Source organism: Flavobacteriales bacterium (genome assembly GCA_025210805.1).
In the GTDB taxonomy this organism is placed as follows: Bacteria; Bacteroidota; Bacteroidia; order Flavobacteriales; family CAJXXR01; genus JAOAQX01.
The window spans coordinates 1-19,325 of record JAOAQX010000023.1; the positions used below are offsets into that span (position 1 = coordinate 1).

Genomic DNA, 19,325 nt, shown 5'->3' on the forward strand with positions numbered 1-19,325 from the left:
CCCCTGCGTGACAGGCAGGTATTCTAACCAACTGAACTACCAGACCAACTTATGTTGTGTATTAATTAGTAATCTATTCTCTGAATTAAAAAAGCGGTCTGGACGGGACTCGAACCCGCGACCCCCTGCGTGACAGGCAGGTATTCTAACCAACTGAACTACCAGACCAACTTATTTTTTTATAAGTCTCGGATCAGCGACCACTCCCGATGATAATCGGGATATTTAACCAACTGAACTACCAGACCAACTTATTTTTTTATAAGCTCAATTCAGTAATTATTTCCAAATTATTTGGAGATTCTAATCAACTGAGTTGAAAAATAAATTCATGTCTTTTTATGCTTTTTTACGTAAAAGACAATAGTGTTTACTAATTTTTTAAAGATCGTTTTTGTGTTGTTTACTGTTCGTTTTATCAGTAAAGCGTGGCAAATATAGGTAAAAATTCCAATCAAACAAGGCTTTCCCGAATAAAAATAGTTTTTTTTTGAAGGGCTTTTTTGAAAGGGGTTGTAACTCAGAAATCTATATTATAATAAAAATTTCACTTTTTTTTCTTGAAGATATAAATTTCGAATAATCCCATCTGCCAATCCTATTTTAGGGACAAAAATTTCCTTGATTCTTGACACCTCAAATGCCTTAGAATATATTTCTAGAGCAGGTAAAATAACATCTGCTCTATCAGGATTCATATTGAATTGAATTTGTCTTTCTTCAAAGTTGACAGATGATATCTCCTCTTTTATTCTTAACATTTCTGATAATTGTATAGGAGTCCATTTCTTTTTTCCCAAAATTTTAAAGACCCTATTAATATTTCCACCTGATGCAATAGCTTTTAAGTTCGAAATATCTTGAGTGTTTTCTTTAATCCAGTTTTCAAAATCAGTCCACTTTTTTTCTTCTACTAGATTATTTAGTAGTCTTATTGTTCCAATTTTGAAGGAACGGCTTGCTTTAGCCCTTTTGCCATCAAAAATGGTAATTTCTGTACTTCCACCACCTACATCTATATAAAGAAATGAGGCATTTTCATCAAGCATATTTTCTATATGAGTTTGATAAATAATTTTAGCCTCTTCTTCTCCATTTATAATATCGATATCCAAAGTTGTTTTTGCTTTGGTTTCTTTGAGAAGTTTGTTTGCATTTGCAGAGTTTCTCATTGCTGAGGTAGCACATGCACGGTAAACAGCAACTTCATGTGCTTTCATTATATGCTGAAAACCTTGCATAGCTTCTATGAAACGTTGATAGTTTCTTTCAGATATTTTCCCATCAGTAAAAACATCTTGTCCTAATCTAATAGGGACCCTAATGAGTGAGTTTTTTTTAAAAACTGTTCCATTTTTTGTTTCATTTGCTGTCATTATCAACAGTCTTATGGCATTAGATCCGATGTCTATACTAGCAAGTTTTTTACTTACCATTGGCTTTTAGTTTAAAGTAATTATAAAGTTCGTATTGTGCTCTCAAAGGTTCTTTTTCTGTAGATTTTGCATAAAGATTATTCTGATCTTTATCTATTATTCTTGCTTTCACAGAATCTTTCCATTGTATTTTGAAAAAATCTTTGAGTTCTTGTTGGAGTTTTTCGTCATAAATGGGACAAGTTAACTCAATTCTTCGGTCTAAATTTCGAACCATAAAATCTGCTGAAGAAATATAGTACTTTTCATTTCCTCCATGATAAAAATAATAGATTCTTGTGTGTTCAAGGAAACGATCTAAGATACTGATAACTTTAATATTTTCAGAAAGTTTTTTCACTCCAGGAACAAGGCAACAAATTCCTCTAACGATAATCTCTATTTTAACACCTGCTTGACTGGCTTCGTAGAGTTTGGTAATCAGTTTTTCATCTACTAAAGAGTTCAGTTTGATCCTAATTTTCGCTTTAGAACCCATTTTTGCTTGACGAATTTCAAAGTTTATTAATCGCACCATTTTATTTCTTGTGTTCCGTGGAGACAAGACAATATGACGATGATAGCTAGCGTTAAATCTTCCTTCTACAATGTCAAATAAACTTACAACTTCTTTTGTTACTCTTTTGTCTGCTGTAAAAAGGAGTACGTCAGAATAAATTTTAGCAGTTTTCTCATTAAAATTACCTGTTCCTATTGCAGCATAATAAGTTTGTTCATTAGACTCCTTTCTGGTTATTACGCAAAGTTTTGTATGTATTTTTAATCCCTCAAAACCGTGTAATACTCTCACGCCACGGTCTTGTAAGTACTTTGTCCACTCGATATTATTACTTTCATCAAACCGAGCTTTTAATTCTATTACAGCCGTTACTTGTTTTCCATTTCTGGCTGCGTTTACTAATGCTTTTGCAACTTTGGAATTAGAAGCGAGACGATAAATGAAAATCTGAATTTTTTTCACTTTAGGATCTATAGACGCCTCTTGGAGCATATCTATAAAGTGATCAAAGCTGTGATAGGGATAATGAAGCAGTATATCTTCCTTTTTGAGTTGAGGGAAGATTGATTTATCATCCTTTATTTTTGGATGTTTGATAGGAGGGAAGGGTTCAAAGTTTAAATCCTTTCTTCCTAGTGAAGGAAATCCAATAAAATCTTTGAAGTTGTGGTATTTTCCACCTGGTATTACCGAGTCTGTTTCATCAATATCTAATGCCTTAGTAAGTTTCTCTAAGATATCTTTAGGCATTTTTTTATCGTGAACAAAGCGTACAGGGTCACCTGATTTTCTTTGCTGAAGGCTCTTTTTGATTTTTGCAAGCATTCCTTCTGAGTATTCATTATCAAAATCAAGCTCAGCATCACGAGTGATTTTAAAGGTATAACTACTTTTTACTTCATAAGGCAAAGTTTCAAATACTTTGTGAAGGTTTAGTCTAATGACGTCATCAAGTAAAACAATTTCTGTTTTTTCTTCTTTTTTTTGTTTTGGAAGGATAACAAAACGACTTCTATCTGAAGGTATTTCAACAATTGCATGAGCCGATTTTTCCTTATCTTCATGAGCCAGATCTACTAAAAGATATATTTTTTCATCATTAAGACTTGGAATATTCTTTAGGTTTTTTAGCAGGATCGGAAAAATATCGTGCTTCAAGTTTTCTTGAAAATAACTCTCAATATAATCTAGATATTCTCCAGAGATCGTATTGTCATTATCTAAATAAATATTCTTTTTTCTAAGCTCTTTGAGAATTGTAAAGAATACTTTGTCAAATCGTTTTTGGAGTTCAATGGTTTTCTTTGTGATCTTTTTGAGAAGAAGAATGTTCTCTTCTTTTTCTTTCTCGTTTTTTGTGACTTCTACAATTCTTTTGGCAGATGCCACACGAACACGATAAAATTCATCAAGATTATTGGAAAATATACCCAAAAAACGCATCCTTTCAATTAATGGATTATTTTGATCTTCTGACTCTTGTAATACTCTTTCATTAAATGAAAGCCAACTTAGTTCTCTATTGATGAGCATATTTTTTTCTTTATTGAAGGCATTTGCCTAAGATTTTTTGTTTTTAGTTTACCAAAAATTGGAATCCAACGAATGTATCAATTTAAGGTAAAGAATAGGTCAACTCATATTGAAGTTGAAGTTAACAAAAAAAGAAGTAGGGAGGTTGTTATTTAGAAAAAAAAGGCACAAAAAAAGGCAAGCTACTTATGTCACATCGCTACGACCACCTACCCTTGCTTCGATCAAGATCTGGGGGAGTTCAGCAGGAGCTGATTGCATAAGACTTGCCGATGACAAAAGTACGAATTTCGGCTACTTTACAAAGTTTTTTACAAGAATAATTTACAGTTTTTTTACTGTTTGTTGATTTTCAAATAAAAAGAATTTTTTCCTTCCTGTATTCGTACAAAATATACACCTGATTGGATACTTTCTAAGCTTACTTTTTGCTTTTTTACGGGTAATACTTGTTTCCCTAGAACATCAAAAACGCGAATTTCGGCTTGTTCATTCACTAAACTTAGCAAATGGTTTTGATCATAAAACCACAAAGTAGGTTCATATTCTTCTACAGAAACTGGATTCCAAATTTTATTTGCAAACTCTGGGTGGTCCACAAAAGGGTTTCGGTTGTTTTGATAACCGTAAATTTCGTTATTTCTGTTTGTTTCAAAAGCATCTACAGGATCCTGTGCATGCCATTGTAAAAGTGTCGATAATTTTCCATGGTATGGAGCACTTCCGTTATTCACTTGCTGGTTTAGTTCTAAATCAACTTCTCCACTCTCACCTTCGTATCTTACAGCCATATAGAATAGCATACGTGCAACATCTCCTTTTACGGCATCTCTTGGTTCCCATGAATCTCCATCAAACTTGCATTGTGTTGCTTCGTTGTGTGCGTTTCCTCCATTATCAAAATCCAAAGATCCTCTTGAAGAGTTTACACTGGCATCTGTGGGACGGATATGGTGTAAGTCTGTTCCAACAGGTTTACTATTTCCAAATCCTCCGTGGCTTTTTGCCCAAACGTGCTCTCTGTTCCAATCATTTGCTCCACCTCCAAAACTTGATTTTGATTGGGAAGTTCCTTTATATAACAAAATTACGTTACTTGAATTATTTGGATCTTCATCTGTGTTTTTCAGTGCCGTTTTTAAGGCATTATAGGACAGTTCTGTATGATTGTCAATAATGTCATTGAGCTTATTCTTTAGTGCGTTTCCTGTGAGATTATCGGTTCCATCATAGTATCCTGCAGGAATTTGTGCCCAAGCATTGATTTGTAACAACGAAAGGCTAAGAATTAATAGTGTTCTGATCATGTGTTTTTCATTATTTGGTTATACGTTCGATGTTTTTTCAAAAGGAAGTCTAGAATCATAGAACCTTTAAACATCATCTTTGGTAAAGTCTTTATGTTTGTTCTTTTGGTTTTTAAATCTTTGATCATTTTGTAAAATGCAAAATGTGCTCTTACAATAGCCCAGCAGTGTTTTGGTTTTCCGTGTAAAAGAAATTGGATTCCAATCATTCCATCAAAAAGTAGATGGGTGAAAATGGTCGTCAAAATTTTATTTTTAGGAAGATTTTTATAAAGCATAGCCAAACTATTCTTAAAATTTAAGAAAGTTTTCCTTGGTGATCCAATGCTTAACGTTCCTCCACCTACATGATAAACGGTAGCGTTTGGAGCATAATGTATTTCGTATCCATCATTTTGTAGTCGCCAACAGAGATCTATTTCTTCAAAATGTGCAAAATAAGTCTCATCAAACCCTTGATGCTTGGTATAAAGTTCTGATTTTATAAAAAAAGCAGCACCTGTTGCCCAAAATATTTGAATTTGATCATCATATTGTCCCAGATCTTCTTCACGATCATTTACTACTCTTCCTCTACAAAAAGCATATCCGTAACGATCTATAAAACCTCCAGCAGCTCCAGCATGCTCAAAGTGTGTTTTTTGATCGTAGGCCAATATTTTTGGCTGACAAGCTGCTATTTTTTCATCACTCTTTAAAAGCTCTATGGGATCTATGAGCCAATCTTTGCTCACTTCAATATCAGAGTTGAGTAATACCCAATAAGGATATCCTTTTATTTGCTTTAATCCTTCATTATACCCTCCTGCAAATCCAAAATTTTGGTCTAAAATTACTAAAGGAATGTGTGGGTATTTTTCTTCTAGATAGGCAACAGAGTCATCAGTTGAGGCGTTATCTATTACCCAAATATCGGCTTGTGGAGAATGCTTGATTACATTTTCCAAAAATTTTTCAAACCAATGTTTTCCATTGTAATTAAGGATAACTACGGCGGTTTCTTTTGGGTTGTTTTCTACTTTCTTGTGTATTTCCATCGTCTGTGGGTCCAGAGCCAATCGCTTGGATTTTCTAAGATTTGGCGTTCGAGCAAAGCTAAATGTTTTTTAGTGTTTTCGAACTTAGGTGCGTTATAATTTTCTGAAACTAATTCTATTTTGTAGCTGTAATATCCTCTTTTGAGTCGTTTCATGCTCAAAAAATACATGGGTAATTTAAGTTTTTGGGATAAATTTTCTGCCCCTAGATACACTGCTGTATTTTGATTTAAAAATGTTGTAGTAAACTCTATTTGATCTACGTGTGGAGTTTGATCCGCAATAAGGTAGCCAAAAAATGGACGTTTACGATTTTTTAAAACATAGCGAATAAAACTTTTCATTTTTACCGGATGATCACAAAATCTTTTACGAGATCTCAAGGTATAGTCTTCAAAGTCTTTATTACTTATTTCTTTGTATGCAATATAAGCTCTTTGGTCAGATTCTATACAAAATTGACGACCGAGCCATTCCCAATTATTAAAATGCCCACAAACCATAATAGCACTGCTGTTTTCTTCTAATAATTTTTTGAGCAATTCGGGATTTTCTAATTGTACTCTCTTTGCCATCTCTTTCTTCGAAATACTAGAACAATAAAGTGTTTCTACCATAATATCAAAAAAACTTCGATAAAATTCCTTTTCTATTTGAAGTCGTTCATCTGCTGTTTTTTCAGGAAAGGCATATAAAAGATTCTCTTTCACAACTTTTTTTCGATAGCCAAACAGCTTGTAAATTAATCCGTAAAGAAATGTAGAAAACGCATATAGAATAGATAGTGGTAAATGTCCAATTCTATCAGCAATTTTAAGTAAAAATCTCAACATTATTGTCGGTTATTGAAAGTTGAAGAAGGGTCTAATTGAATAATAGACTTCCAATTTAATTCCTTTGGTTCACCATCTTGTGTACTATGTAGAAGACGTATTTCTTGAGATCCGTCTATTTCTGTGAATACAAAAATATGATTTTTTGTTCCCATTGCGGTTTCATGATAGTGCCAAATTTCATAGGCCTTGCTATGTGCAGTCCATGCTCTTCTTTCAGAATCTTGTGGTTTACCATATTGGATTCTTACTCTTCCTCGGTCTGTGCGATAACCATATTGCTGACTTTTACCATATTTACTTTCAATTTCTTTTGCAAGTTTTATGAATTTTTTAATTGCAGCTTCTGTTCTTACCGGTCTTTTTCGTTCCCAAAAACTGATGAGGTAATTTTGTTTTTGAGCAATATCTTTATTGTCAATTATGTTGTGAATTCCTGCACGATCTGCTTGAAAACGTACTGCCATTGCACCTAACAAAAGGTTTATTCTATGTGCATCTTCTAGCTGGAATTCCTTTATTAATGTCTTTTTATATTCTTCTCTAAAAAGTTGTTGTTTATTTTGGTTTTCTTTAGAATCTTTTTTTCCTAATTTCCCTACTTTACTAAACTCAACTTCGGTCTCGGAAATCACTTCTTTATTTTCGTTAATTATTTTGGCCTTAAATACATAATTTCCACTTCTTAATTGATCTATCGGGAAAGTGAGAAACTGAGAGAAGCGTTTTCTACCCATTTTTTGGACACTATAAGTTCTCTTTATTGCAAAAGGCCTATGTTTTTCATGAGCAAAAGATTCTAGATAAAAAGTCTCGGTACTGTCTAAAAGTTCTGGATAAATATCATAAAACACTTTTAGCGTATCTTCATTTTCTTTATAAAAATACTTTTTTGATTGAATTTTTGGGATGATGATTCTTCCTCTTTTATAGAATGGATGTTTTATTTTACTATGTTCATTGGTTTTTTGAATTTCATTGGCAAGTAAAATATCACTAAAGTATTCTTTAGAAAAATCAATAACTTTAAAAGGAAACTTATGCTCGCTAGTAGCGTAAGGATTGTTGAAATCCTCTATTTTTATATAGAAATCATAAACAAAAGGTTTTACAGCACAGGAAGTTTTAAATACTACCTCGCTCATTTCTTTTACATGTTTACTTATTTTTACACGGTCAATAAAGGCAAATTGCTCTTTATTGGGATCTTTTAAATACATGGTAAGCGAAGCTCCTAAGCTGTCATTTGCCATTTTTAGGGTCCTAAGATCTACTTTAAAATAAAAATCGATAAAGGTTAAGGAATCTTTATAGATATATTGTTTAGGAGACATGGATGCTTTTATTTGTTGAGCCTGAGTAAGGTTTGGAATAAATAAAAGCGATAAAAAAAATAAATAGGACAGTTTGAATTGCTTCATAAAAGTTTTCGGTCTTAATACTGCAAATGTAACCAATCCTAAGGTTGATTATTTTGTGAAAATTGCAAAAAATGGTTATTTGAGTAAAATGAGTATGATCAAATACTGGTACACAATATTTATGAATACAAAACGTTGGGATATTTGTACTTTATTTGATTAGGAATACAGCCTATTTTGAATAAATTTGAATTTTAGAATCCATTTTATGCAAAAAATATTTTTTGTTTTATCAATTTCTATTTTACTAGGAAATCTTTCTAAGAGTTTTGCTCAAACAGGAGGAGGGAATTTTTCGATACTCAATCGTGTTGCCGATGCTCATTCGTTGGCAATTGGAGGTAATGCCATGTTGAGTTTTGATTCAGACTTAGGGAAAGCTCTGTATAATCCAGCCTTACTTAATGAGAAAATGTTTGAAGCCGTTTCTTATGATCATGTATTTTTAAATAGTGGAATTCATTTGTCTCAAATAGGATATGCACGTGAAAATAAAAAATTTGGTTTAAACCAAAGCTTTTCTTTACAAGTAGCAAACTATGGATCCATGATTCAGACAGATGTTGAAGGCAGACAACTAGGAACATTCACTCCTTATGACATTGTATTACAAACTGGGGTTTCAAAAAAGATTAATGAACAAATAGCTTTGGGCTTACAAGCTAAACTAATTCATTCTGGTATAACTAGCTTTAATTCTCAAGGATTTTATATTGATTTTTCGGGTATTTATATTTCAAAAGATCAAAGAACTAAAGCCTCCATTTTGGTGAGAAATTTGGGTTTTGTTTTTAATAAATTTTCGGATAAAGCGCATACACAAAGTCCGTTAGATATTGAGGTGAATATTTCGGGAAAACCAGAACATGCACCATTTAGATGGATGATTAGTTTTGAACAATTACAATCTCCTGATTTAAGGTACGATGATCCTGATAACTATGTTACTAACTCATTTGATGATTCTGTAACGGAAGATAGACCCTCTATAGGTAATACCGTTTTAAGACATTTAAGTGTGGGAGCAGAGTTGCTACTTACAGAGCATTTTAATGTTCGTTTGGGTTATGATTTTGGAAGAAGTGAGGAATTATCGGCAAAAGATGTCGGTAAAACGACTGGTTTTTCTTGGGGTTTTTCATTTAAAGTAGCCAAAAAATATAAACTAAACTACGGTAGATCTACTTATCATTTGGCAGGACCAATGAATGCTATTAGTTTACAAATAAACCTAAACGATTTTAAATCTAAAAAGAAGGAAATCTAAATTTTTTCTCGATCCATTCTTACTAAAAGCCATTCTTTAAGTATATCCGCATCCTTTTTAAGATAAAAATCAATTGCTGGTTGATTCCAGTCAAGTACATTCCACTCTAATCGTGCTACCTGTTCTTTTCTGGCAATCTGTCGGGTAGTATTTAGTAACTGTTCGCCAATCCCATTTCCTCGATACTTTTCTGTAACGATAAGGTCTTCTAAATGCATTGTTTTCCCTTTCCAGGTAGAATACTTAAAAAAGTATAAAGATATCCCCACAACTTTTGATTCATGAAGAGCGATAAGCGTATCGAAAATTTTATTTTCACTAAAACCATCCCTAATAAACTCCTCTAAAGTAACTTCTACTGCATCAGGCTCTCTTTCAAAAACGGCAAGTTCTTTTATTAACTCAAGAATTTCTGAGGCATGCTTTTCTTCAGCTTTTTGAATATGAATATTCATTTTCTTAAATGTTTATATTAGAAAGTGTTTGTGGACTAAGGAGTTCTTCTATTTCCTCTAATCCAAGTATATCAAGTATTTGAGGAATCATGATAGTCATTGGGTCATATAAATAACTTTGAGCTTTCAAGCTGTCTGTCATTAAATTTGGCATAAAAGAATTGAGTACTAGCAGAAGAAGTCCAATAATGATAAAAGAAGAAATAAAACCAAATGCAGCACCGCCTAATCTATTAACAAAAGAAAGGTTAGCGATTTCGAATAGATAATCCACCAGTTTTGCTATTAAGCTAATAGCAAGCATAATCGCAAGTAAGATCGTGATAAAAGCAACGACTGTTAAGGCGGTATTTCCTAGCTGAATATAGTTTTGTAGAAAATCTTTTACTTGACTCAAGAAAATAATGCCTCCAATAAATCCTAAAATCAAACCAAAGAATGAGGCAGCTTCAAGAATTAAACCTCTCCAAAAACCTTTTGCTATTGCTATAATAATTGGGATTGCAATGGCATAATCTAACCAAGTAAAGGAATTGAGTAAATCGGTCATAATACTATAGAATAATGTAATTTTGCAATAAAATTAAACTATTTCAATGAATTTGGAGGAAGTAAATCAAAAGTGGGAGCAAATTGTAGATTTTATGTCTCAAAAATTTGCCGATGGTGAGGAAAAATTAGATATGCAAGCTATTTTATTCTTTGTTGGAATTCAAGAGCTTGGTCAAGGTTTTAGAGAGTTTTCTAAACAAGAGAAGATGGATTTATTACATATTGCTATTTGTAAGCTTTTATCAGAATATGGTTATTATGATTTTGATAAAAAGGATGAGGATGGATGGCCTCATTACTTACCAAACAAAGAAATGCCTCCTTTGAGTCCCAAAAAACAAACGGAGCTCATGAAAGAGGCAATTGTAAATTATTTTGAAAAGGCTTCAATACCTTTTTAGAAATTATATCGATTACTTGTTAATACGCCTTTGTTTCACGCATTCACAAAGAGTTTTAACCATGTATCGGTATTATACTGGTGAGTAAATTAACACCACAAATGTATTACTCGGTAGGGTAGATATAAATCAATCTTTCGATGGTTTCATTAGCTTCTAGCTTAATATCTGCTTTACCGAATTTCCCTTCTTCTTGAACCGCTAATTTAAAGTGAATATTAGCTTCGTGTTTGAACTCAAAAGAGACTTTACCTTCTGCATCACTTTTTTTAGTTTGTTCAATATCATCCAATAATTCTTTTGTAGGGTTTTCAATGAATACAGTAGATTCTACATGAACCCCTTCTTTAGGTAACTTAGTGGTATAATCCACTACACTTATATTTACTTTGTAAACATCAGCCTCCTTACAGGAGAAAATAAACATTGAAAGAATAAAAACGAAAGAAATTTTCTTTAAAATCTGCCACATAATGTAATAGTCTAAATACTTGTTGAAAAACAAATATAGTAATATATAATAGGATTAACAACCGAAGAATCATGAAAAAACCGCTTCTTCTAGATTTTATTGTGGATTTAATGGGATAATGGAGGTCTGAATGCCTATTTTTTTGGATATTTGCCAAACACGAAAAATGTCGTTTATCAAGAAATATGCTTTAAAACAAAATCGGAGAGAATGCTAGAGAAAGTTGACGAATTACATAAAGAAATAGCTGATTATCAGGTGAAATCTATTGAAGATGTTGAATCTTTTAGAATTCACTTTTTGGGTGCCAAAAACGGATTAGTTTCCGCACTTTTTAATGAGTTTAAGAATGTGCCTAATGATCAAAAGAAAGTTTTTGGGCAAAAATTGAATGCTTTAAAGAAATTTGCGAATGAGCGTCTTCAAGAACTCAAAAATTCTTTTGAAGAGCAGCAAATTCTTCAAGGAAGTCCCGAAGATTTAACGCTTCCAGGGATTGCTTTACCTCTTGGTTCTCGCCATCCTATTTCTTTAGTGAAAAACGAAATAGTATCCATTTTTAAGAAAATAGGTTTTTCTATTTCAGAAGGAAATGAAATAGAGGATGATTGGCATAATTTCACGGCTTTAAATCTACCCGAAGAACACCCTGCAAGAGATATGCAGGATACATTTTTTGTGCAAACAAATCCTGACTGGATGTTGAGAACGCATACTTCTTCTGTTCAAATAAGACACATGGAAAAAACGGAAGTTCCGATAAGAACTATTTCTCCTGGTCGTGTTTTTAGAAATGAAGCAATTTCGGCAAGAGCCCATTGTATTTTTCACCAAATAGAGGGATTATATATTGATGAAAATGTTTCTTTTGCAGATCTTAAACAGACTTTACTATATTTTGTTCAAGAATTTTTTGGTAAAGAAAGTAGAATACGCTTAAGACCGTCTTATTTTCCTTTTACAGAACCAAGTGCAGAGGTTGATGTTTACTGGGGATTAGAAACAGAGGCTGATTACAGAATAACAAAAGGTACAGGTTGGCTAGAAATTATGGGATGTGGTATGGTAGATCCTAATGTCCTTAAAAACGTAAACATAGACCCAGAAAAATATTCAGGTTTTGCTTTTGGAATGGGACTAGAAAGAATAGCAATGCTCAAATATCAAATTGATGATTTAAGAAAGTTTTTTGAAAACGATACCCGTTTTTTAGAACAGTTTAAAGGAGCATTTTAGGAAGAATATACCTATTGGATAGGGCTTTAATATTATATAATCCTTGATGAAATTCATCAAGGATTTTTTTTGTGAAAATGTTTGCAAAAAAAAAGTAGATTGTCTTTAGACAATCTACTAAAACTGATATGAACGTTTAGCAATTCCTAAATAGAATTACTTAACACTTCGAAATTATGCAAATTTTGATGAATATGGTAACAATTGTATTTAAAACAATAAAAAAACTAATTAATCTTTTTAAAAAGATAACAGCGTGCTAACTTAGTTGCAATAAGGGGTTGTTGTATTTATGTTATTTGTATTTAGTTGTGATAATATCAATTGTTTTATTGTTTTCCCTCCAGTGTTAGAGGGTATAGAAGAATTCTACTTGGTGAAGCATCAGATGCAAATCTTGGGAAACTTATGTTAATGAGGTAGTTTCCGTCTGGAATATCGTTTTTAATAAAAACCATTTCTGTTATGGAATGATACTTTCGAATATTCCCATTAAAATTCCAAAAGGCTTTATGTCCTGCGAGTTTACCGTTATCTTTTTCTTTGTCAATAGAAGGAAGATCCACCAATAAATGTTTTACACCTATTTGAACGAGGTACTCTATCGCTTCTTGTTCAAAATATGGAGGATTTGTATTTGAGTAATTAATGGACTTTTTAAGAGAATCATTCGGGAATGTTCTTACTACAAGGGCTGTATTTAAGTTTGTATCAGCAATCGCATTCTGAATTCTTTCTTTTGTGACTACTAAGTCTTCATTTTTATTTTCCAGTTCAACGGTAATTAGCGATCCTTCATACATACCTGGCTGAATAAATTGATCAACAGTGTTCATACCTCTAGAAATATGCCCGAAACATTCTGTATGTGTTCCATGGGCGTGAGGGTTAAACTGAATATTTCTGAAGTTTACTGAAGCTCCAGAATCAACTTCTCCAACAAAATCTCCCATTTTTACAGGGTCAATTTTTAGATGATCCAAATACCAAGCAAGTACTGAATCTGAACTATTCATTGGGATAGAAATGTCTATTGGTTTAGATAAATCTACTTGATAAGTTTTATTGTTTAATTGTAATTGTGCTATCATTGGGCCAGAAATTTGATTCCTCTTTTTTTATATCTGCTTCGAGTTCTTCAAGAAGTGGTTTGAACTGTTTTTTACTGATGTAGCATTCAGTACTCGATTCTATATCTGCTTTTTCTACTTGGTGTTTGTGGTAGATAAAAGCATAAGATTCATCAAGGCTCAAACTATCATAAGGAGACACTAAAGCACTGTTCTTAAAAGCTGTTTCAAAGAGATAAACATCTTTTAAAACAGCTTTTAGTTTATTTTGCTCTAGTTTACATTCTACTATATTGTTATCTTGATTGTTACAAGATAGTGATAAAAATAGAATTGCCCAAATAAGGATTTTATTTGCGATCAAAAGTGAGTCTTTTTCCATGACCAATTCCTTGGATTTCCCCGTTTTTATAAACGATTTTTCCATTAACGAAGGTCGTTGTTACTGCATGTTTAAAAGTTCTTCCTTCAAAAGGAGACCATCCGCATTTATAAAGAAGATTGTCCTTTGAAACTTCCCAATCTTTTTTCTCTACCAAAACGATATCTGCATAATATCCTTCTCTAAGAAAACCTCTTTCTTCAAGTTGGAAGCATACAGCAGGAGCGTGACTCATTTTTTCTACAACTTTTTCATAGCTTATTTTACCTTCTGTTACGGCATCTAGCATGAGTGGGAGTGCGTGCTGAACGAGTGGACCTCCACTAGGTGCTTTTAGGTAGGAATTAGATTTTTCTTCTAAAGTATGTGGAGCGTGATCTGTAGCAATAATGTCTAGTCTGTCATCCAACAGTGCTTTCCATAATTCGTCTTGGTCTGCTTGAGATTTTACCGCAGGATTCCATTTTATAAAAGTTCCTTTTTCATCATACTGACTGTCGTCAAAGTTCAAGTGGTGCACACATACTTCGGAGGTTATTCTCTTTTCTGAAAGTGGTTTTTCGTTGGTGAAAAGATGTGTTTCTTTAGCCGAAGAAATATGAAGAATATGGAGTCTTGCATTGTGCTTTTTTGCCAATTCTACTGCCTTTGAAGAACTAATATAGCAGGCTTCTTCATCTCGAATTATCGGATGTTGTCTTATCGGGATTTCTTCACCAAATTCCTCAATAGCTTTTTGAGTGTTTTTTCTAATCGTTGCTTCATCTTCACAATGTGTCGCAATTAGCATGGGAACTTTAGAGAAAATATTCTCTAATGTTTCTGTACTATCTACCAGCATATTTCCAGTAGAAGATCCCATAAAGACTTTTACTCCAGCTACATTTTTTGGATTTGTTTTGAGGACTTCTTCAATATTGTCATTACTAGCTCCCATGAAGAAGGAGTAGTTAACGTAACTATTGTTTTTTGCAATATTAAACTTATCCTCAAGAAGTTCTTGAGTAAGTGTTTGCGGGTTTGTATTTGGCATTTCCATAAAACTGGTGATTCCACCAGCTGCTGCTGCCGCACTTTCTGTTTTTATCTCAGCTTTGTGAGTCAGTCCAGGTTCTCTAAAATGAACTTGGTCATCAATCACTCCAGGTAAAAGAATTTTCCCTTTAGCATCAATAATTTCTGCTTCAGAATCGTTGATGTTTTTTGCGATTTGCTTAATTCTTTCTCCTTCTATGAGAAGATCCGCTTCAATTGCATTTCCTTCGTTAACAATTGTAGCGTTTTTTATTAAAATTTTATGCATCTTTTTGTTTGTACTTTCTAAAGAAACTTTTCCACTTCAGTAGCCATATTCCGAAAACAGCTTCTTTGAATATTTTCATACTCATTTTAGAAACTCCATTGATTCTATCAGTAAAAATCACAGGGACTTCCACAATTTTAAACCCATGTTTCCAAGCTGTATATTTCATTTCTATTTGAAATGCGTAACCTATGAATTTGATTTTTTCAAAATCAATCATTTCCAAGACATTTCTGTGGTAACATTTGAAACCTGCTGTGGTATCAAAAATAGGAACTCCTAAAATTATTTTCACATATTTTGATGCAAAAAAGGACATGAGTACTCTTCCAACAGGCCAGTTAACCACATTCAGAGTATTGTTCATATACCGAGAACCCACAGCTAAATCTGCATCTGTTTGTTCCACTTGATAGAGAAGTCTATCTAGATCATCTGGATTATGCGAAAAATCGCAATCCATTTCAAAAATATAGTCATAACCATGATCCAATGACCATTGAAAACCTTCTAAATAGGCTGTTCCAAGTCCCAATTTTCCTTTTCGTTCTTTTATGTGAAGACGATCTGGATAGGTCTTTTGAAGTCCTTTAACAATTTCCGCGGTACCATCAGGAGATCCATCATCCACAATCAAAATGTGATAGTGTGTAGGAAAAGAAAAAACTTTATGGATAATTCCCTCAACGTTTTCTTTTTCGTTGTAGGTAGGTATAATGACTATTTTATTATTCAAATTCTGCTTCATGCTCACAAATAAAGTAACAAATATAGTTTATTTTTAAGGAATGCTTTTGATAAAAAAGCTTAATTTCTTTGAGTTTTTCTAAAGGTTTTTTCAGCTTTGTCAAGTACAAATTCTGTATAATCCGTTGATTTTTGCCTGCCACAATCTAAAAACCATACGTTTTCGTAATTTTTCTTAATTTTTCTCATCCAGGTCATTTGTCTTTTTGCAAATTGATGAATGGCTGTTGCTAATTTTTGTTCTAATTCAGTTTTGTTATATTTTCCCGCTAAAAAAGCATTCACAAAACGATATTCTAAACCCAAATAATCCATTCTATCTGACGAAATTCCTTTATTTAGAAAATAATCAACTTCTTCAATAAGACCATTTTCTAATCTTTGTTTTAATCTTTTGTTTATTTTTTCTCTTCTAATTTCGGCATCAGAAAAACAAATGAAGAAATAGGGTTGAAAATTAGGTAAGTTATTTTGGGGTAGGGGATTGTTTTTTAAAAAGTCATGAATTTCTATGGCTCTCACTAATCTTTTATGAGAATCGGAATCTACGGAATATTGTAAATTATAGTTCTTTAATACTTCCTGTAATGCCTTTTTTTCTTGAGATTCAAGTTGTTCCCTTAGTTTTATGTTTTTGGGTATTTGTGTAAAGACACCCGGATTGTATATCGCATCAAGGTATTGTGCACTTCCTCCACAATGGATGATGTTTTGATCTTTTCCTTGAAGATTTTCCCAAACAGAAAGAAAATCTTTTTTATAACGTTCAATATGATAACTTTCTTCAGGAGCTACGATATCAATTAGTTCATAAGGGATCTTTTTTCCATTATATTCATATTCTTCCAAGTCTTTTCCTGTTCCTATATCAAGTCCTTGATATACTTGTCTTGAATCTGCACTTATAATGGTTGCTTGTGTTTCATAGGCTAGAGAAACCGCTAATTGAGTTTTTCCTGATGCTGTCGGACCTGTGATGATAGGAATTAAATGAGTCTTTTTAGCCATGCCATTGAAATTTATAGTTGCCCAAAGCTATTATTTTCATGGCATTTTCGCTTCCATATTTTTGAGGATATGTTTGATTTTTTTCTAAATAATAAATGAGTTCTTTTGGGTCTTCTGATTTATCAAATCCTGATTTTTCATACAAATTTGTTTGATAACTGCCTTTTTCAGAATATGTCATAAGCTGTATCGGTTTTTTATCTAAAATAAAGGCCTTGAGTATTTTAGAGAAACCACCTTGAACTCTGTATTGATGATGGTTACAAAATCGAAGGATTTCATAAGAGCGTCCTTCTCTTTCTTTCCATCTAATTCCCGATGAAAAAACACTAAGAGCAATGAGCGTGTTTTGTGTATCATATAAACCCAATCTGATTTTTCCTGTTATAGGAGGTAAAAGGTGGTTGGTTTTTAGAAAACTTGCTGCTGTGGGCTTATCTACACGTCTTACTTGCGTTTTTCTTCCATGAATTCTCGGGATATTTCCTAGTTTAGATTGAATTTTAGATTTTACTAAATGTGACTGAAATGTCCATTGATTTTCCCAAACAATCAGTGAATTTTCTTCATAAAATTCTGAAATAGAAATACATTTATTTGTTTGAAATGGGATATAGAATAGCTTTGAAATAAAAGAATTTGCTTTAAAAATAAAGCAAATTCCTTCCTTCGTCTCACAAATTTCTTCAATTGGTAGTGTTTTACGAAGATACACTTCCAAAGTGTGGATATTTTGGATTTTTTTATTTTCTAACATCTAGTATCTTTCCGGTTCCTCCATTGGGTGATGCTATATGGAAAAAGCTACTCACTGTAGAAATAATGTCGGTTATTGAAGCTCGACGATAGGATTGCCCTTTTTTAATTTCCCAACCATACCAAATTAAAGGAACGTGGGTGTCATAAGTATAGGAGCTTCCGTGGGTGGTTCCATGATGCATATAATCCATCCAGTTTGGATTCAAGGTATAGGCTAAATCCCCTGATCTTGCTGGTTGAAATCCTTTTTGTATAAGTTTTCCTGTGTATTCTTGACTGAGACCTTGCTCTAGAGTAGATCTCAAAAATACTTGATGAATCCCTTTGTATTCCAAGAGTTTTTCCATTAAAAATTCTTCAATATCATCTCTTTCCAAGTCATTCTTTGCAAGTATTTCTTTGTTTAAAAATATTTGTTGATTACTGATGTTTTCAATGATATTTCCTGTTCCAAACTGTTTCTGACAATGATTGTTAAGCTTTTCTTCTAACCTTTCTGTTTCAAAATAGTTTGCAGGTGATTGATTGTCTTTAAGAAATTGAGCATTGTATGCTCCACCATGATCAGCTGTCAAAAACATCACAAAATGATCTTTACCAATCTCTTTTTCAAGATAGTTAATTAGCCTTTCAAGGTCTTTGTCTAACCTTAAATAGGTATCTTTTATTTCCCAAGACTGCGTTCCAAACTGATGTCCTATTTTATCAGGAGAAGAAAAACTAATGGATAAAAAATCTGGTGTTTGATCTTTTCCTATTTCATTGTTTTCTATAAGGTCTATACTGAAATCTACTAAATACGTATTTCCAAAAGGTGTACTAGATAAGGTTTTTCCGCCTTTTGCTTTATATATTTCAGGTAATTTATGAGGAAAAGTAGGTTTTGTTTCTGTTTCAAAAGGTTTTTCATACAAATTATTATCTTTTGTATAAAGTTCTTGATACGCTCTCAGTGGCTCCCAGTTTTTACTCAAATATTTTTTCGGAAGTCTTTTGTTGTTAAATTTATCAAGCCATTTTGGAGATTTATCCAGATAAAAATTTGAAGTAATCATGGATTCATTTTTTCCATCAAACCAAAAGGCAGCATTTCCAATGTGTCCTAATGGTAAAATAGACCCTCGATCTTTAATAGAAACGGCATAGGTTTTTGCTTGGAATTGTGTGTAAATTTTCAATTCATCAGCAAAGGTGTGTGCCATCATATTTTTTGGAGACATTTGTCCTGCTGGACTATTTTTTACACCAATACTTTTGGCATTTTCATCCCAAACACAGTAGCGCATTTCTTTTGCGTTTTTGTCATACCAGTTATTGGCAATTATTCCATGATATCTTGGTGAAGTACCCGTATAGATGGAAGCATGTCCTGGTCCTGTATAGGTAGGAACATAATTATAATGTGTGTTTCTTGAGCTGAAACCTTGATTAATCATTTTTTTGAAACCTCCCTCTGAGAATTCATCCCAAAATCTAGAAAGATAGTCATACCTCATTTGGTCAACAACAATCCCTACAACTAGTTTGGGTTGTTTTTCTTTTTGTGCAAAGCTATTAAAGCCACAGGCTACGAGGGCAAGGGAAAGAATTATTTTTTTCATTACAAA

19 protein-coding genes, 1 tRNA gene and 1 other RNA gene are annotated in these 19,325 nt (G+C 32.8%); 3 read left to right on the forward strand and 18 right to left on the reverse strand.

The window, feature by feature from the left end:
- Positions 1 to 94: 94 nt before the first annotated feature.
- The 8 genes from N4A45_07930 to N4A45_07965 form a co-directional block, all read right to left on the reverse strand.
- Positions 95 to 168: transfer RNA gene (locus N4A45_07930), tRNA-Asp, on the reverse strand.
- A 365-nt stretch (positions 169 to 533) separates the two neighbouring features.
- A complete protein-coding gene (locus N4A45_07935; GenBank protein MCT4665146.1) occupies positions 534 to 1,436 on the reverse strand; it encodes an exopolyphosphatase in 903 nt (300 codons plus the stop codon).
- A complete protein-coding gene (ppk1, locus tag N4A45_07940) occupies positions 1,426 to 3,468 on the reverse strand; it encodes a polyphosphate kinase 1 (protein ID MCT4665147.1) in 2,043 nt (680 codons plus the stop codon). The genes N4A45_07935 and ppk1 overlap by 11 nt, the downstream gene beginning before the upstream one ends.
- Positions 3,469 to 3,640: 172 nt before the next feature.
- Positions 3,641 to 3,740, reverse strand: an RNA gene (gene ffs / locus N4A45_07945) — signal recognition particle sRNA small type.
- A gap of 63 nt (positions 3,741 to 3,803) precedes the next feature.
- Positions 3,804 to 4,775, reverse strand: coding sequence for an endonuclease (locus N4A45_07950; GenBank protein ID MCT4665148.1), 972 nt, complete (start codon positions 4,773 to 4,775; stop codon positions 3,804 to 3,806).
- Positions 4,772 to 5,812 carry a glycosyltransferase family 2 protein gene (locus N4A45_07955; protein MCT4665149.1) on the reverse strand — a complete coding sequence of 347 codons (1,041 nt, stop codon included), beginning with the start codon at positions 5,810 to 5,812 and terminating at the stop codon, positions 4,772 to 4,774. Before N4A45_07955 ends, N4A45_07950 begins: the two co-directional genes overlap by 4 nt.
- Entirely contained in the window at positions 5,791 to 6,645 is an 855-nt protein-coding gene (locus N4A45_07960; GenBank protein MCT4665150.1) for a lysophospholipid acyltransferase family protein, read from the reverse strand. The genes N4A45_07955 and N4A45_07960 overlap by 22 nt, the downstream gene beginning before the upstream one ends.
- Positions 6,645 to 8,066: a GWxTD domain-containing protein gene (locus N4A45_07965; GenBank protein ID MCT4665151.1), complete on the reverse strand. Its 1,422-nt coding sequence runs from the start codon at positions 8,064 to 8,066 to the stop codon at positions 6,645 to 6,647. Before N4A45_07965 ends, N4A45_07960 begins: the two co-directional genes overlap by 1 nt.
- A 208-nt stretch (positions 8,067 to 8,274) precedes the next feature.
- On the opposite strand from N4A45_07965, the gene porQ reads away from it, so the two are divergent.
- Positions 8,275 to 9,333 (forward strand): type IX secretion system protein PorQ, encoded by a 1,059-nt coding sequence (gene porQ / locus N4A45_07970; GenBank protein MCT4665152.1) that lies wholly within the window; start codon positions 8,275 to 8,277, stop codon positions 9,331 to 9,333.
- On the opposite strand, the gene N4A45_07975 is transcribed toward porQ, so the two are convergent.
- Positions 9,330 to 9,782: a GNAT family N-acetyltransferase gene (locus tag N4A45_07975; protein MCT4665153.1), complete on the reverse strand. Its 453-nt coding sequence runs from the start codon at positions 9,780 to 9,782 to the stop codon at positions 9,330 to 9,332. The genes porQ and N4A45_07975 overlap by 4 nt on opposite strands.
- A 10-nt stretch (positions 9,783 to 9,792) precedes the next feature.
- Positions 9,793 to 10,338: a CvpA family protein gene (locus N4A45_07980; GenBank protein MCT4665154.1), complete on the reverse strand. Its 546-nt coding sequence runs from the start codon at positions 10,336 to 10,338 to the stop codon at positions 9,793 to 9,795.
- Between the two features lie 46 nt (positions 10,339 to 10,384).
- Between N4A45_07980 and N4A45_07985 the strand changes: the two genes are divergently transcribed.
- Positions 10,385 to 10,741 carry a hypothetical protein gene (locus N4A45_07985; protein ID MCT4665155.1) on the forward strand — a complete coding sequence of 119 codons (357 nt, stop codon included), beginning with the start codon at positions 10,385 to 10,387 and terminating at the stop codon, positions 10,739 to 10,741.
- A 106-nt stretch (positions 10,742 to 10,847) separates the two neighbouring features.
- On the opposite strand, the gene N4A45_07990 is transcribed toward N4A45_07985, so the two are convergent.
- Entirely contained in the window at positions 10,848 to 11,213 is a 366-nt protein-coding gene (locus N4A45_07990) for a hypothetical protein (protein MCT4665156.1), read from the reverse strand.
- 210 nt (positions 11,214 to 11,423) lie between these two features.
- On the opposite strand from N4A45_07990, the gene pheS reads away from it, so the two are divergent.
- A complete protein-coding gene (pheS, locus tag N4A45_07995) occupies positions 11,424 to 12,449 on the forward strand; it encodes a phenylalanine--tRNA ligase subunit alpha (GenBank protein ID MCT4665157.1) in 1,026 nt (341 codons plus the stop codon).
- Positions 12,450 to 12,778: 329 nt separating this feature from the next.
- Here pheS and N4A45_08000 read toward each other — a convergent pair whose 3' ends face one another.
- The 7 genes from N4A45_08000 to N4A45_08030 are packed head-to-tail and all read right to left on the reverse strand — an operon-like array spanning position 12,779 to position 19,319.
- Positions 12,779 to 13,540, reverse strand: coding sequence for a cyclase family protein (locus tag N4A45_08000; protein ID MCT4665158.1), 762 nt, complete (start codon positions 13,538 to 13,540; stop codon positions 12,779 to 12,781).
- Positions 13,512 to 13,901 (reverse strand): DUF4296 domain-containing protein, encoded by a 390-nt coding sequence (locus tag N4A45_08005; protein ID MCT4665159.1) that lies wholly within the window; start codon positions 13,899 to 13,901, stop codon positions 13,512 to 13,514. The genes N4A45_08000 and N4A45_08005 overlap by 29 nt, the downstream gene beginning before the upstream one ends.
- A complete protein-coding gene (locus N4A45_08010) occupies positions 13,870 to 15,204 on the reverse strand; it encodes a dihydroorotase (GenBank protein MCT4665160.1) in 1,335 nt (444 codons plus the stop codon). Before N4A45_08010 ends, N4A45_08005 begins: the two co-directional genes overlap by 32 nt.
- Positions 15,197 to 15,952, reverse strand: coding sequence for a polyprenol monophosphomannose synthase (locus N4A45_08015; GenBank protein MCT4665161.1), 756 nt, complete (start codon positions 15,950 to 15,952; stop codon positions 15,197 to 15,199). Before N4A45_08015 ends, N4A45_08010 begins: the two co-directional genes overlap by 8 nt.
- Before the next feature lie 59 nt (positions 15,953 to 16,011).
- Positions 16,012 to 16,959, reverse strand: a complete 948-nt coding sequence (gene miaA, locus N4A45_08020; GenBank protein ID MCT4665162.1) for a tRNA (adenosine(37)-N6)-dimethylallyltransferase MiaA — start codon at positions 16,957 to 16,959, stop codon at positions 16,012 to 16,014.
- A complete protein-coding gene (locus N4A45_08025; GenBank protein ID MCT4665163.1) occupies positions 16,952 to 17,716 on the reverse strand; it encodes a hypothetical protein in 765 nt (254 codons plus the stop codon). Before N4A45_08025 ends, miaA begins: the two co-directional genes overlap by 8 nt.
- Entirely contained in the window at positions 17,703 to 19,319 is a 1,617-nt protein-coding gene (locus N4A45_08030) for an alkaline phosphatase family protein (protein ID MCT4665164.1), read from the reverse strand. Before N4A45_08030 ends, N4A45_08025 begins: the two co-directional genes overlap by 14 nt.
- Positions 19,320 to 19,325: the final 6 nt, after the last annotated feature.

Coding starts and splice junctions, on each gene's coding strand:
- miaA (MCT4665162.1), bottom strand. CDS start 16,959: ATGGCTAAAAAGACTCATTTAATTCCTATCATCACAGGTCCGACAGCA.
- N4A45_07965 (MCT4665151.1), bottom strand. CDS start 8,066: ATGAAGCAATTCAAACTGTCCTATTTATTTTTTTTATCGCTTTTATTT.
- pheS (MCT4665157.1), top strand. CDS start 11,424: ATGCTAGAGAAAGTTGACGAATTACATAAAGAAATAGCTGATTATCAG.
- N4A45_07980 (MCT4665154.1), bottom strand. CDS start 10,338: ATGACCGATTTACTCAATTCCTTTACTTGGTTAGATTATGCCATTGCA.
- N4A45_07960 (MCT4665150.1), bottom strand. CDS start 6,645: ATGTTGAGATTTTTACTTAAAATTGCTGATAGAATTGGACATTTACCA.
- N4A45_08010 (MCT4665160.1), bottom strand. CDS start 15,204: ATGCATAAAATTTTAATAAAAAACGCTACAATTGTTAACGAAGGAAAT.
- N4A45_07935 (MCT4665146.1), bottom strand. CDS start 1,436: ATGGTAAGTAAAAAACTTGCTAGTATAGACATCGGATCTAATGCCATA.
- N4A45_08005 (MCT4665159.1), bottom strand. CDS start 13,901: ATGGAAAAAGACTCACTTTTGATCGCAAATAAAATCCTTATTTGGGCA.
- N4A45_08025 (MCT4665163.1), bottom strand. CDS start 17,716: ATGTTAGAAAATAAAAAAATCCAAAATATCCACACTTTGGAAGTGTAT.
- porQ (MCT4665152.1), top strand. CDS start 8,275: ATGCAAAAAATATTTTTTGTTTTATCAATTTCTATTTTACTAGGAAAT.
- N4A45_07955 (MCT4665149.1), bottom strand. CDS start 5,812: ATGGAAATACACAAGAAAGTAGAAAACAACCCAAAAGAAACCGCCGTA.
- N4A45_08015 (MCT4665161.1), bottom strand. CDS start 15,952: ATGAAGCAGAATTTGAATAATAAAATAGTCATTATACCTACCTACAAC.
- N4A45_07985 (MCT4665155.1), top strand. CDS start 10,385: ATGAATTTGGAGGAAGTAAATCAAAAGTGGGAGCAAATTGTAGATTTT.
- ppk1 (MCT4665147.1), bottom strand. CDS start 3,468: ATGCTCATCAATAGAGAACTAAGTTGGCTTTCATTTAATGAAAGAGTA.
- N4A45_08030 (MCT4665164.1), bottom strand. CDS start 19,319: ATGAAAAAAATAATTCTTTCCCTTGCCCTCGTAGCCTGTGGCTTTAAT.
- N4A45_07990 (MCT4665156.1), bottom strand. CDS start 11,213: ATGTGGCAGATTTTAAAGAAAATTTCTTTCGTTTTTATTCTTTCAATG.
- N4A45_07950 (MCT4665148.1), bottom strand. CDS start 4,775: ATGATCAGAACACTATTAATTCTTAGCCTTTCGTTGTTACAAATCAAT.
- N4A45_08000 (MCT4665158.1), bottom strand. CDS start 13,540: ATGATAGCACAATTACAATTAAACAATAAAACTTATCAAGTAGATTTA.